Source organism: Martelella sp. AMO21009 (assembly GCF_053484295.1).
Window position 1 is genome coordinate 357,167 of the sequence record NZ_JBAKFR010000002.1, and the last position, 13,707, is coordinate 370,873.

A 13,707-nucleotide genomic window follows, 5' to 3' on the forward strand; every position below is an offset into this window, starting at 1 on the left:
AATGCCCTTTGAAATGAAGCAGAAAGTCCTGTTCAAACATTGCGATCCGGCGGGGATCGTGTTCTTCCCCCGCTATTTCGAGATGATGAACGATTGCGTCGAAACCTTCTTTTCCGAGGTTCTGGAATGGCCGTTTGAGGATTTCATCGGGCGCGAGGGCGTACCGACGGCGGCGATCGAGACCCGCTTCACCGCGCCGAGCCTCCATGGCGATCATCTGGTGATCGCCCTTGTTGTCGAGCGCGTCGGCCACACCTCTTTTTCCTATCGGATGACGGCATGGTGCGGTGACGAGAAGCGTTTCGAGACCAATGCACGCTTGGTGTTCGTCAACGACAAGGGTCGCCCGCAGCCCTGGCCGGATGCAATCAGGGCAAAACTCGAAGCCGCTCTGGAGCCCGCAGCATGAAGGCCGGCCGCGACGCCTTTCGCCGCTATGACGCAGCCTCCCTGAATGCGCAATATATCGCCCGCGACGCCGTGCCCGCCTTCGGCGCCTATGCCAAGCGCTGGCAGGCGGCGAGCGCGAAGGCGGCGGAAGACCTGCCCTGCCAGCTCGATATTGCCTATGGCGAGAGCGCTGCCGAGAAGCTCGACATTTTCCCGGCGCTTGATGGCGGGCCGGCGCCGGTGCTGGTGTTCTATCATGGCGGCTACTGGCGCTCGACCGACAAGTCCTGGTACCGGTTTCTCGCCCGCCCCTATGTCGAGCGCGGCGTCACCGTGGTGTTTCCCGATTACGGGCTGTGTCCGGCTGTCAGCATGGACACGATTGCTGACCAGTGCCGAAGGTCGTTCGAATGGATCTGGCGCAACGCCGCCACCTTCGGCGGCGATGAGGCGCGGGTGTTCGTCTCCGGGCATTCCGCCGGCGGCCAGATCGCCGGCATGCTGCTTGCCGCCGACTGGTCCGGGCTCGGCTCGGTCTCCGGCTTTCCGATCAAGGGGGTGACGGCGGTGAGCGGGCTGTTCGATCTCGAGCCGATCCGGCTGACAAGTCTCAATGACGATCTCGGCATGGATGCGGAGGCCGTGCGCCGCAACAGCCCCGTGGACCACCCGATGCCGGCGAAAATCCCGCCGGTGATCGCCGCCGTCGGCGCGCTCGAAAGCGATGAATTCCACCGCCAGAGCCTGCTCTATCGCGACCATATCGAAGCGTCGGGCGGCGACTGCCTCCTGCTCGACGTTCCCGGCCATCACCACTATTCGATCCTCGACGCCATGGCCAATCCGCGCCATCCGTTTGGAAAAATGGTGCTGGAGCAGATTGGCGTGGCGTGAGTCAAGTCGGCAATAAGTTAAATATTAAAGTATTTTCTAGCTCTCCGTCCGGTTCTTTCCTCTCATCCTTCCAGCGTCATCCTCGGGCTTGACCCGAGGACCCAATCCCGTCTGTCGCGAGAGGCGTTGGCGGGTTTCGGAACGGTGTCGCCCCCGTATTTGATACGCCGTTCACTCCGCTCGTATGGATAGGTGCTTGGATCCTCGGGTCAAGCCTGAGGATGACGCCGAGAGTGGGGAGGCGTGGGGGGCAGCCGGAGGTTCGGCAGCGCGAGTCGATGAGCCAATGCAGATCACGCCGGACGAAAGCCTATCCGGCGCCAGAAGCGCCTCCCCAATACCTAAAATGCATCCGCAAACTATTTTAAGTTTGATGTAATAATTGAATTATGTCAGGTTACACTTCAACGGCTTATCATGGCGACATGCTTAGACTAGACTGCCCGCATGGGCACGAGGGGCGTTGCCTGAGGCCGAAGACGAATTCCGCAGGAATCGCAAACAACAGATAGGGGACATCTATGAAACTCAGCACTTTCCTGAAAGGCGGCGTCATGGCGCTCGCGATCGGCGCTGCCGGCGTTGCGCAAGCCGAGCCGGTCAAGGTCGGCGTCATCACCACGCTTTCGGGCGGCGGCGCGTCGCTCGGCGTCGACAGCCGCGACGGCTTCATGCTGGCGCTGAAACAGGCCGGCGATGCCGCTTCAGACGTTGAAGTCGTGGTCGAGGACGACCAGCAGAAGCCGGACGTCGCCGTCCAGATCGCTGACAAGATGATCCAGTCCGACAAGGTCGACGTGCTGACCGGCATCGTCTGGTCGAACCTCGCCATGGCCGTGGTGCCGTCGGCTGTCGCCCAGGGCAAGTTCTATCTGTCGACCAACGCCGCGCCCTCGCAGCTTGCGGGTGCGGGCTGCAACCCGAAATATTTCGCGGTCAGCTACCAGAACGACAATCTTCACGAGGCTGCCGGCGCCTATGCCAGCCAGGAAGGCATCGAGAAGATCTTCATCATGGCCCCCAACTATCCGGCGGGCAAGGATTCGCTCACCGGCTTCAAGCGCTTCTACGACGGCGAGGTGGTCAGCGAAGTCTACACCCAGCTCGGCGCCACCGACTACGCTTCCGAGATCGCCCAGATCCGCGACAGCGATGCCGATGCGGTGTTCTTCTTCCTGCCCGGCGGTATGGGCATCTCGTTCATGAAGCAATATGCCGAATCCGGCGTCGACAAGCCGCTGATCGGCCCGGCCTTCAGCTTCGGCCAGGATATCCTGCCGGCCATGGGCGAAGCCGCCATCGGCGTCAAGAACACATCCGACTGGTCGCCGGACCTCGACAATGAGGCCAACAAGGCATTCGTCGAAGGCTTCGAGGCCGAATATGGCCGTCTGCCCTCGCTCTACGCGGCGCAGGCTTATGACACCGGCAACCTGCTGCTGTCCGCGCTCGCCGCAGCCGATGTCACCGACGCCGATGCCTTCAGACAAGCGCTTGCCGCCGCCGATTTCGACAGCGTGCGCGGCAATTTCAAGTTCGGCCCGAACCAGCATCCGATCCAGGATTTCGTGATCCGCGAAGTGATCGATGACAATGGCGTGCTGACCAACAAGCTTGTCGGCACCGTGATGACCGATCACGCTGACGCCTACGCCGCCGAGTGCAAGATGTAAGGTCTTCTCCAGACCGCATGCCGTCCGGCGCTCAAGCGTCGGCCGGCGTCTTCATTTTTCGCGAAGGAGGAGCGTGTGTCGCTCTTGGTCGAGCAGGCCCTGAACGGCCTGCAATACGGCATGATGCTGTTTTTGATGGCGGCCGGCCTGACGCTGGTATTCGGCGTCATGGGGCTCATCAATCTTGCCCATGGTTCGCTGTTCATGATCGGCGCCTTTGCCTGCGCTTTTGTCGCCGCGGCAACGGGGCATTACTGGCTCGGCCTTGCCGCAAGCCTGCTCGTTTCCGCCGGCGTCGGCGCGCTGATCGAGGTGGGCGTGATCCGCAAGCTCTATGCCCGCGATCATCTGGATCAGGTGCTGGCTACCTTCGCGCTGATCCTGGTGTTTTCCGAAGGCACGCGCTGGGTCTTCGGCTCGTTTCCGCTCTATCTCAACCTGCCGGAGCTCCTTTCGGGCGCGGTCACGCTGCCGGGCGGGCTGCAATATCCGATGTTCCGGTTGGTGATCATTCTTTTCGGCGCGGCCGTTGCCATCGGCCTCTGGCTCTTGATCGGCCGCACGCGTCTCGGCATCCGCATCCGCGCCGGCGAGGCCGATCGCGAGATGATTGCAGCCCTCGGCGTCGATATCGCGAAGCTCTCCACGATCGTTTTCGCGCTTGGTGCAGCACTTGCCGGCTTTGCCGGGGCGCTGGTCGGCTCCATCCAGTCGGTGCAGGTCGGCATGGGCGAGCCGGTGCTGATCCTCGCCTTCGTGGTCGTCGTCATCGGCGGCATCGGCTCGATCAAGGGCGCGCTGATCGGCGCGCTTCTGGTCGGCATGACCGATACGCTCGGCAAGGCGCTGCTGCCGGGCCTGTTTGCCGCACTTGGCGGCGGGTCGGGCGCCAATGCCATGGCCGCCACCGTCGCATCGATGCTGATCTATATCCTGATGGCCGTGGTTCTGGTGATCCGCCCGCAGGGCCTGTTCGGGGCGAAGACATGACCCGCGAAACCATCATCAATCTCGCCATCTTCGCAGCCCTGATTGCCTTTGCCATCGGCGCGCATCTGATGGGCAACGGTTTCGCCGTTACGCTTGCCACGAAAGCCGCGATCTTCGCGCTTGCCGGCGTCGGCCTCAATCTCGCGCTCGGCTATGGCGGGCTGGTCTCGCTCGGCCATGCCGCCTTCTTCGGCATTGGCGGCTATGTTACCGGCATTCTGGCAAGCCATGCGATGTCTGGCACGCCGGTGCTGACCTTTCCCTTCACGCTCGCCGGCAGCAACGACATGCTCGGCATCTGGCCGATGGCGATGATGGCGGGCGGTCTGCTGGCGCTTGCCATCGGCGCGCTGTCGCTTCGCACCACCGGCGTCTATTTCATCATGGTCACGCTCGCCTTCGCGCAGATGGTCTATTACTTCGCTGTGAGCTGGCCGCGCTATGGCGGCGAGGACGGGTTGAGCTTTTATGTCCGCAACAATTTTCCGGGCATGAACACGTTCGATCCGATCCAGTATTTCGCGATCTGCGCAGCACTGCTGGCGATCGCGCTGCTCTTCACCGCCGTCGTCACCCAGTCGCGCTATGGCCTGGCGCTGCAGGCGGCAAGGCAGAACCGCCAGCGCACCATGGCCGTCGGCATTAGGCCCTATGGCGTGCTTTTGGTCGCCTTCGTGCTCTCGGGCATGATCGTGGCTCTTGCCGGCTCGCTCTATGCCGATCTCAACCGGTTTGTGAGCCCCGCGATGCTCTCCTGGCACATGTCGGGCGAGATCATGGTGTTTGTCATTCTCGGCGGCGTCGGCAGGCTGTGCGGGCCGGTCGCGGGTGCTGCGATCTATATCCTGCTCGAGCATCTGCTCGGCGATGTCAGCGAATACTGGCAGGCGCTGCTCGGCCTGCTGCTTCTGGTGATCGTGATCTATTCGCCGGGCGGGCTGATCGGGCTGATTACGCGCCACCTGCCCGGGAGGAAGTTCCGCGATGCATGAGCCGATCCTGGAAATCACCGGCCTTCGCAAAGCCTATGGCGCGCTCACCGTCACCGACGATGTCAGCCTCACCCTGATGCCCGGCGAAATCCATGCCCTGATCGGCCCGAACGGGGCCGGCAAGTCGACGCTGATCAAGCAGATCGTCGGCGAGACCCGTCCCGACCACGGCACGATGCGGTTCGAGGGGCAGGTGATCGACGACCTCGATGCCGCCGCCCGCGCCCGGCTCGGTCTGGCGCGCAGCTTTCAGGTTTCCTCGGTGATTGCCGATTTCACGGTGCTGCAGAATGTCATGCTCGCTGTCGCCGGCGCTTCGGGCCGGGTATTCCGCTTCCATATTCCAGCCCTTTCCGACCGCAAGCTCACCGAGCCGGCGCTGTTTCATATCGCCGAAGCCGGATTGAAGGACCGCGCCGATGTCGTAGCCTCCGCGCTCTCCCACGGCGAACGCCGCAAGCTCGAGATCGCGATGGCGCTGGCGATGCGCCCGCGCGCCTTCCTGCTTGACGAGCCGATGGCGGGGATGGGGCTTGAGGGCGGCCAGCAACTGACGGCCATGCTGGCGGAGTTGAAACACGAAGCGCCGATCCTGCTGGTGGAGCACGATATGGACGCCGTGTTCGCGCTCGCCGACCGCATCTCGGTGCTGGTCTACGGCAAGATCATCGCGACCGGCAGCGTTGCCGAAATCCGCGCCAATCCCGATGTCCGCCGGTCCTATCTCGGAGAAGAGGCATGAGCCGGCTGCTGGAGCTTGAAAACGTCACGGCCGCCTATGGCGCGGTCAAGGCGCTGTTCGGCGTTTCGCTCGCCATGGACGAGGGCGAGGTCGTCGCCCTGATGGGGCGCAATGGCATGGGCAAGACCACCACGATCCGCTGTATCAGCCGGTTGCTGCAGCATTCGGGAGGCCGTCTCAGCTTCGTCGGGCGCGACCTCAAGGGCGTCTCCGCGCCGAAGGTTGCCCAGCTCGGCGTCGGGCTTGTACCGGAGGGGCGGCGCTGTTTCGCGCCGCTGACGGTTGCCGAAAATCTGGTCGTCGCCGCTCGCCCCGGCCCTTGGGACATCGAACGGGTGCAGACCCTGTTTCCGCGGCTGAAGGAGCGCATGCGCCAGACCTCGGCCACGCTTTCGGGCGGCGAACAGCAGATGCTGGCGATCGGCCGCGCGCTGATGACCAATCCGCGCCTCCTGATCCTCGACGAGGCGACCGAGGGCCTCGCCCCGGTGGTGCGGCAGGAAATCTGGGCGGGCGTCCGCGCCCTGAAGGCGGAGGGTCTCTCGATCCTGCTGGTCGACAAGTCGCTGAAGGAAATCGTCTCCGTCGCCGACAGCGCGGTGATCATCGAGCGCGGCGAAACGGTCTGGCAGGGCGGCATCGACGCACTGACGCCGGAGCTGACGGACCGGTATCTCGGCGTTTGAGGCGGGCAGATCGCATCTGACCTTGCCGCATAGCCCCAATCTTCTCTCCCGCCAGCGGAGGAGAGTATCGGGAGCGAGCCGGTCGATCTGTTGAAACAATGCAGTCCAGCGCTTGATTTTCGCTTCCCGCCCGCCTTCAATGCCGCCGAACGCTTCCAATTATGCCTGAAGGGTTCTAGGTATCACCTATCGCCCCACCCCATAGTCAGGGAGCAGACTGATATGAACACCCTCATCGCCAAGCTCAGGGAAACGGCCGAGCGCGCCAACGCCACCGATCTGCGCGCGGCCTTTGCCGCCGATCCGGAGCGGTTTTCGAAGTTCAGCGTCTCCTTCGAAGACCTGCTGATGGATTTTTCCAAGACAGCGATCAACGACGAAATCCTCGATCTGCTGGTCAAGCTCGCCGATGAGGCGGGCGTCGCGGACAAGCGCGCGGCGATGTTTTCCGGCGAGAAGATCAACATCACCGAGGACCGCGCCGTGCTGCACACGGCGCTCAGGAACCGCGCCAACACGCCGGTGATGGTTGACGGCAAGGACGTGATGCCGGATGTCAACGAGGTGCTGGAGGCCATGGGCGATTTCGCCGAGGGCATCCGCACCGGCGCCATTCGCGGCGCCACCGGCAAGCCGTTCACCGATGTCGTCAATATCGGCATTGGCGGCTCCGACCTCGGCCCGGCAATGACCACGCTGGCGCTCGCGCCGTTCCATGACGGGCCGAGGCTGCACTACGTCTCCAATGTCGACGGCGCCCATATCGCCGACACGCTGAAGGGGCTCGATCCGGCGACGACGCTGATCATCGTCGCCTCCAAGACCTTCACCACGATCGAGACCATGACCAATGCCAAGACGGCCCGCAAGTTCATCGCCGGGGCCCTTGGCGAGGAAGCGGTCGCGCATCATTTCTGCGCCGTGTCGACCGCGCTCGACAAGGTCGCCGATTTCGGCATCGACCAGTCGCGCGTCTTCGGATTCTGGGACTGGGTCGGCGGGCGTTACTCGATCTGGTCGGCGATCGGCCTGCCGCTGATGATCGCGATCGGCGAGAAGAATTTCGGAAAATTCCTCGATGGCGCCCATGCCATCGACAATCATTTCCGCGAGGCCCCGGTTAAGGAAAACCTGCCTTTCCTGCTCGGGCTGGTCGGCTTCTATCAGCGGGTGATCCTCGATTATCCCTCGCGCGCGGTGATCCCCTATGACCAGCGGATGTCGCGCTTTGCGGCCTATCTCCAGCAGCTCGACATGGAAAGCAACGGCAAGTCGGTGACGATCGGCTCCGAACATGTCACCACGCCGACCGGGCCGATCGTCTGGGGCGAGCCCGGCACCAACGGCCAGCACGCCTTCTTCCAGCTCCTGCATCAGGGCACCAACATCATCCCGATCGAATTCATGATCGCCGCCAACGGGTTCGAGAGCGATTTGCGCCACCAGCACCAATTGCTGATGGCCAATTGCCTGGCGCAGTCGGAAGCGCTGATGAAGGGCCGTTCGCTGGAGGAGGCGAAGGCCCAGCTTCTCGACAAGGGGATGGATGCCGCAAGGGCCGAGAAGATCGCGCCGCACCGCGTGTTTTCCGGCAATCGCCCGTCGATTACCTTCGTCTATGACAGTCTGACGCCTTACGCGCTCGGCCGCCTGATCGCGCTTTACGAGCACCGCGTGTTCGTGGAAGGCGTCCTGTTCGGCATCAACTCCTTCGACCAGTGGGGCGTGGAACTCGGCAAGGAACTCGCCACCGGGCTGCTGCCTGTCGTCTCGGGCAAGGAAAGCGCCGAAGGGCATGATTCCTCGACCAAGGGGCTGGTTGCGGCGCTGCTTGAGGCGGCGAAGTAGCGGGCGCCTTAATGGCGATGAGGCCGCTGCCCTCACCCGGCGCATTCGCGCCACCCTCTCCCCTGCGGGGAGAGGGGGAGCCTTGCAGCGTTCTCTGAGCAAGCGGCAACGCAGAATCGCGCCGTACTCCCCTTCTCCCCTTGGGGAGAAGGTGGCCGAAGGCCGGATGAGGGTAAGCAGCGGACCGGAATGCCTTCAGCCTGAGGGTGAGGCCAGACGCGACACGGATTCAGCACGAACAAAAAGCCCCGACATCGCGCCGGGGCTTTTCGATTCATTCATCCCGCAGCCAATCAGGCGTGGGTGGGCGTGTGTTTGTGGCGCTCGCTCCTGTGGGCGACCAGCATGAAATAGATGAATACGAACGGGATCGCGGACCAGTAGGCCGCGGACTTGTCGAGGCCCATATTGCGGGCGCGGAACGCGGTGAAGCGGCCGAAGGCAAGGCCCGGCACCACGGCGTAGATCGAGAGACCCAGGAAATAGGCGGTCGACAGCGCGATGCCCGAGCTCGTCACGGTTTCCATCGGGAAGGCGAATTCCAGCAGGAACGAGATCACAATGTTGATGATGAAGATGAAGCAGGCGCGCAGGATATAGTCGAGGCGGTTATATTCGCGCGCTTCGTTGGTCCAGTAGACGCCGAGCAGAACGCCGACGGCGCTGGTCACATAGGGAAAGAAAAATAGGCCGGTCATAGTCGTTTCCTCCTCGAAACGGTCATGCGCAATTTGTCACATGTGTCGTATTGTCGCATGAAAGTTTCCGGTACTGCAACTGCGAAAAGCGCTTTGGTGGGAATCAACGGTGGGACTGCCCTGCCGGTTCCCTGCAACCAAGTCGCGATGGCGGGTGAAATTTTCGCCTGGAGGGATCGGGTCCGACGCGACAATCTGCCGCGCGGCAAAAGCTGCTGCCTTGCGAAGTGGCAATTTTCACGCAACGCGGGCGAAAAAGTCGGGGGGACAGGTGACGCCTTAGAACCCTTGTGCCAAAATGCCACAGCACGAAAGCGGTTTATTTTTGTCGAAATTGGGTTAGTAGCTGCCGCATGTGCGCCCGGTCCTTGAAGGATGGGCGGTTTCAACGGGAATGTCTGTGCCGCACCGGTGTCGCGGGGACCAGGGGCCGGAAGGCTGCAGACACGTCATCGAAAACAAGGCCCGCGTTTTTCCGCGAAACCGGGCGTTTGGCAGAGAATGAAACGATTGTGAACCTTTCCAAGCTAATAAAACCGGCATTGCTGCTGCCGCTTGTGCTCGCTCTTTCGGGCTGTCAGCTGATCCTTCTCGACCCCGCAGGCTGGGTCGCCAATGAAGAGCGCGACCTGCTGATCGCCTCCACCGTGCTGATGATGGTCATCATCGTGCCGGTGCTGGTCATGGCGGTCTACATTCCGTGGCGTTATCGCGATTCGCGCAAGGCCACGGATGATTACGATCCGGAATTCGAGCATTCCAACCTGTTCGAGGCCTTCATCTGGGGCGTTCCGGTGATGATCATCATCGCGCTCGGGGCGCTGACCTGGGTCTATACCCACCGTCTCGACCCCTACAAGCCGCTCGACCATATCGCCGGCGAACCGCTGGAGATCGAGGCGGTCTCGCTCGACTGGAAGTGGCTGTTCATCTATCCGGAAGAAAACATCGCCGTGGTCAACCAGCTCGTGCTGCCGACCGACAGGGCGGTGAACCTGCGGCTGACCTCGTCATCGGTGATGAACACATTCTCGGTTCCCGCGCTCGCCGGCATGATCTACACCATGGCCGGCATGGAGACCAAGCTGCATCTGGTTGCCGATGACGCCGGCAAATATTACGGCCGCTCGGCCAATTATTCCGGCCCCGGCTATGCCCATATGGATTTCGAGACCTTCGCCGTGTCCGAGGACGAGTTCGACAACTGGGTGAGCACGGTCAAGACCTCCGGTTCCGAACTTACGGTCGACGCCTACCAGACGCTGGCGAAACCGACTGTTGCCGACAGCGTGTCCTATTACAACGGCGTCGCCGACAACCTGTTCGACAAGATCGTCGGCCTGTGCGTCGAACCGGGCAAGGTCTGCATCGGCGACATGATGATGCAGGACATGATGGGCGGCGGCGGCAAGAAGGGGATCGAAACCAAGGATTCCTATGTCTATGACGAGTTCGCGCCCGGCGAGGGCTTCGACCAGCACGCCTTCGAGGAAACGCTCCACGCCAATCCGGACGAGCCGACCAAGGGCCCGGTCAACGTCAAGAACCCTGACCAGACCGTCACAAACCTGGCCGGCGGCGACAATGCGCCGAACGCATCCGAATCCGCGAGGCAGTAATGAGATCTGATTTCTGGAACTTCATTTTCGGCAAGCTCACCTGGGCCGACATCCCCTACAATGTCCTGATCCTGGATGTGACCTTTGCCGCCGTGGTGATTGCCTTTCTGACGGTGTTCGGCCTGATCACCTATCACCGCAAGTGGGGCTATCTCTGGAGCGAGTGGTTCACCTCGGTCGACCACAAGAAGATCGGCGTGATGTATATCGTGCTGGCGCTGGTCATGCTGTTCCGCGGCTTCACCGACGCCTTCATGATGCGCACCCAGCAGGCGATTGCCGCCGGCGGGGCGCAGGGCTACCTGCCGCCGCACCATTTCGACCAAATCTTCACCGCCCACGGCACGGTCATGATCTTCTTCTTCGCCATGGCCTTCCTGGTCGGCGTGATGAATATCGCCATGCCGCTGCAGATCGGCGCGCGCGATGTGGCCTTTCCGTGGCTCAACAATTTCTCGTTCTGGATGACGGTTTCGGGCGCGATCCTGCTCAACGTGTCGCTGTTCATCGGCCTTCTCGGCCGCACCGGCTGGCTCGCCATGCCGCCGCTTTCGGGGATCGCATACTCGCCCGATGTGGGGGTCGACTATTACATATGGTCGCTACAGATAGCGGGGATAGGCACGACGCTATCGGGCGTCAACATGGTCGCGACCATCCTGAAGATGCGCGCGCCGGGCATGACGATGATGCGCATGCCGGTGTTCGCCTGGACCACGCTGGCCGCCAACGTGCTGATCGTCGCCGCCTTCCCGGTGCTGACGGCAACGCTCGCCATGCTGGCGCTTGACCGCTATCTCGGCATGCACTTCTTCACCAACGACATGGGCGGCAACCCCATGATGTATGTGAACCTGATCTGGATCTGGGGCCACCCGGAAGTCTATATCCTGATCCTGCCCTGTTTCGGCATCTTCTCCGAAGTGGTTGCCACCTTCTCGGGCAAGCCGCTGTTCGGCTACCGCACCATGGTCTACGCCACGGCCTGCATTCTGGTGCTGTCCTTCGTCGTCTGGCTGCACCACTTCTTCACCATGGGCTCCGGGGCGAATGTGAACACCTTCTTCGGCATTTCGACGATGATCATCGCGGTGCCGACGGGGGCGAAGATCTTCAACTGGCTGTTCACCATGTATCGCGGCCGGATCCGGTTCGAGACCCCGATGTACTGGACGGTGGGCTTCCTGATCACCTTCACCATCGGCGGCATGACCGGCGTCATGCTGGCGGTTCCGCCAGCGGATTTCCAGCTGCATAACTCGCTGTTCCTGATCGCCCACTTCCACAACGTCATCATCGGCGGCGTGGTCTTCGGGCTGATGGCGGGTTACCAGTACTGGTGGCCGAAAGTGTTCGGCTTCAAGCTGGATGACAAATGGGGCCGCCGCTCGTTCTGGTTCTGGTGCATCGGCTTCTACGTCGCCTTCATGCCGCTTTATGTGCTCGGCCTGATGGGCGTCACCCGTCGGCTGCAGAGCTATACCGACACCGGCTGGCAGATCTATTTCGTGATCGCCTGCATCGGCATGCTGTTGATCGGCTGCGGCATCGCCTCCACCGTGATCCAGCTCGTCGTCTCCATCAAGAACCGCGACGCGCTGAAATGCGGTCCCGATCCGTGGAACGGCCGCACGCTGGAATGGGCGACCACTTCTCCGGTCGCGCCCTACAACTTCCCTGCCGATTTCGTCGTGACCGGTCGTGATGCCTGGTGGCGGATGAAGAAGGAAGGCTTCCAGTGGCCGACCGACTACAAGCCGATCCACATGCCGAAGAACACCTGGGCCGGCATCGTGCCCGCCTTCTTCTGCCTCGCGCTCGGCTTCGCGCTGGTGTGGCACATGTGGTGGCTGGTGGTGCTGAGCTTCGTGCTCGCTGTCGGCTCGATCATCTATCACACCTTCGATTTCGACCGTGATTACTACATTCCGGCCGAACAGGTCGCCCGCGACCAGGAAAAGGCCAAGGAGGCACTTGCATGACGATCGCTGATACGGGCGCAGATACCAGCGCGCATCACGACGACCACGCCCACGACAGCCCGACGCAGCTTGGCTTCTGGATCTACCTGATGAGCGACTGCCTGATTTTCGGCACGTTGTTCGCGACCTATGCCGTGCTCGGCCGCTCCTATGCGGGCGGGCCGGCGCCGAACGACCTGTTCCACCTGTGGTTCGCGCTGGTGGAAACTGCGCTGCTGCTGTTCTCCTCGGTCACCTTCGGCATGGGCATGCTGCACATGGACAAGGGCGACAAGGCCGGCGTGATGAAGTGGCTGATCATCGCCGGCCTGTTTGCCGTCGGCTTTCTGGCGATGGAAGTCTACGAGTTCCACGACCTGATTTCCGAAGGCGCCACGCCGGACCGTTCGGCCTTCCTGTCGGCCTATTTCACGCTGGTCGGCACCCACGGCCTGCATGTGACCTTCGGCACGATCTGGCTGATCGTCCTGCTTTTCCAGGTTTCGAAGCGTGGCTTGAACGAGCCGATGCGCCGCCGTGTCTCAACGCTTTCGATGTTCTGGCACTTCCTCGACCTGATCTGGATCGGCGTGTTCTCGCTGGTCTATCTTACCGGAGCGATCCTATGAGCAGCGCTGAACACACTTCCCACGGCCATGGCAGCTTCAAGGGGCTGATGACCGGCTTCGTGCTGGCGGCGGTGCTGACCATCATCCCCTTCGGGCTGGTGATGGCGGACGCAATCTCCAGCAAGGCCTTCCTGCTGACGGTGGTGATGATCTGCGCCGCGGCCCAGATTCTGGTGCATCTGCGCTATTTCCTGCTGCTCAGCACCAATCAGGAACAGGGCTGGACCATGGCGTCCTCGCTGCTGGCGCTGATCCTGCTTCTGATCGTGCTGGCGGGCTCGCTCTGGGTCATGCACAACATGAACAAATACATGATGCCGCTGCCGGAAAGCGGGTTCACCTATCTCGACGACGGCACCATCGTCTGCGCCACGCCCGAGATTGCCCAGCAATTGCGCGACGCCGGCGTCACCGGCAATATCATCGTGCAGGGCCAGCAGTAACGCTTTGTCCGCCCCGCAGCCAGGCTGCGGGGCGGTTCCGTTTTTATCCGGCGAACGCCGTTTCGCCACGTTCCGGCGTCATTCCAATCCGAGGCGCCTTCTAGGGCGATGGCCTTGATTGCGCCGGAGGTGACGCGCCGTC

At 62.2% G+C, this 13,707-nt stretch carries 13 protein-coding genes; 12 read left to right on the plus strand and 1 reads right to left on the minus strand.

Translation table 11 applies throughout. The annotated features are described in order from the left end of the window. Window position 1 precedes the first annotated feature (1 nt). From V6766_RS03890 to pgi, 8 genes are all read left to right on the plus strand, one after another. Window positions 2–409, plus strand: a complete 408-nt coding sequence (locus V6766_RS03890; protein WP_448463780.1) for an acyl-CoA thioesterase — start codon at window positions 2–4, stop codon at window positions 407–409. Beyond that, complete coding sequence (locus V6766_RS03895) at window positions 406–1,284, plus strand: alpha/beta hydrolase (protein WP_448463782.1); 879 nt, start codon at window positions 406–408, stop codon at window positions 1,282–1,284. Before V6766_RS03890 ends, V6766_RS03895 begins: the two co-directional genes overlap by 4 nt. Window positions 1,285–1,805: 521 nt before the next feature. Next, window positions 1,806–2,957 carry an ABC transporter substrate-binding protein gene (locus V6766_RS03900; protein WP_448463784.1) on the plus strand — a complete coding sequence of 384 codons (1,152 nt, stop codon included), beginning with the start codon at window positions 1,806–1,808 and terminating at the stop codon, window positions 2,955–2,957. A gap of 75 nt (window positions 2,958–3,032) precedes the next feature. After that, window positions 3,033–3,947, plus strand: a complete 915-nt coding sequence (locus tag V6766_RS03905; protein ID WP_448463786.1) for a branched-chain amino acid ABC transporter permease — start codon at window positions 3,033–3,035, stop codon at window positions 3,945–3,947. Continuing rightward, complete coding sequence (locus tag V6766_RS03910) at window positions 3,944–4,939, plus strand: branched-chain amino acid ABC transporter permease (RefSeq protein WP_448463788.1); 996 nt, start codon at window positions 3,944–3,946, stop codon at window positions 4,937–4,939. The genes V6766_RS03905 and V6766_RS03910 overlap by 4 nt, the downstream gene beginning before the upstream one ends. Continuing rightward, window positions 4,932–5,681: an ABC transporter ATP-binding protein gene (locus V6766_RS03915; protein WP_448463790.1), complete on the plus strand. Its 750-nt coding sequence runs from the start codon at window positions 4,932–4,934 to the stop codon at window positions 5,679–5,681. The genes V6766_RS03910 and V6766_RS03915 overlap by 8 nt, the downstream gene beginning before the upstream one ends. Further along, entirely contained in the window at window positions 5,678–6,367 is a 690-nt protein-coding gene (locus V6766_RS03920) for an ABC transporter ATP-binding protein (RefSeq protein ID WP_448463792.1), read from the plus strand. The genes V6766_RS03915 and V6766_RS03920 overlap by 4 nt, the downstream gene beginning before the upstream one ends. Before the next feature lie 222 nt (window positions 6,368–6,589). After that, on the plus strand, window positions 6,590–8,215 hold the full coding sequence (gene pgi / locus V6766_RS03925; RefSeq protein ID WP_448463794.1) for a glucose-6-phosphate isomerase: 1,626 nt from the start codon (window positions 6,590–6,592) through the stop codon (window positions 8,213–8,215). A 293-nt stretch (window positions 8,216–8,508) separates the two neighbouring features. Here pgi and V6766_RS03930 read toward each other — a convergent pair whose 3' ends face one another. Next, window positions 8,509–8,913, minus strand: a complete 405-nt coding sequence (locus tag V6766_RS03930) for a hypothetical protein (protein ID WP_448463796.1) — start codon at window positions 8,911–8,913, stop codon at window positions 8,509–8,511. 512 nt (window positions 8,914–9,425) lie between these two features. Between V6766_RS03930 and cyoA the strand changes: the two genes are divergently transcribed. Genes cyoA through cyoD form a run of 4 tightly spaced genes read left to right on the plus strand, consistent with a single transcriptional unit; the run spans window position 9,426 to window position 13,565 of the window. Continuing rightward, window positions 9,426–10,532, plus strand: a complete 1,107-nt coding sequence (gene cyoA / locus V6766_RS03935) for a ubiquinol oxidase subunit II (RefSeq protein ID WP_448463798.1) — start codon at window positions 9,426–9,428, stop codon at window positions 10,530–10,532. Beyond that, window positions 10,532–12,514, plus strand: a complete 1,983-nt coding sequence (gene cyoB, locus V6766_RS03940; protein ID WP_448463800.1) for a cytochrome o ubiquinol oxidase subunit I — start codon at window positions 10,532–10,534, stop codon at window positions 12,512–12,514. Before cyoA ends, cyoB begins: the two co-directional genes overlap by 1 nt. Beyond that, entirely contained in the window at window positions 12,511–13,122 is a 612-nt protein-coding gene (gene cyoC / locus V6766_RS03945) for a cytochrome o ubiquinol oxidase subunit III (protein ID WP_448463802.1), read from the plus strand. Before cyoB ends, cyoC begins: the two co-directional genes overlap by 4 nt. After that, window positions 13,119–13,565, plus strand: coding sequence for a cytochrome o ubiquinol oxidase subunit IV (cyoD, locus tag V6766_RS03950; RefSeq protein WP_230722034.1), 447 nt, complete (start codon window positions 13,119–13,121; stop codon window positions 13,563–13,565). Before cyoC ends, cyoD begins: the two co-directional genes overlap by 4 nt. The last annotated feature ends 142 nt before the right edge of the window (window positions 13,566–13,707 follow it).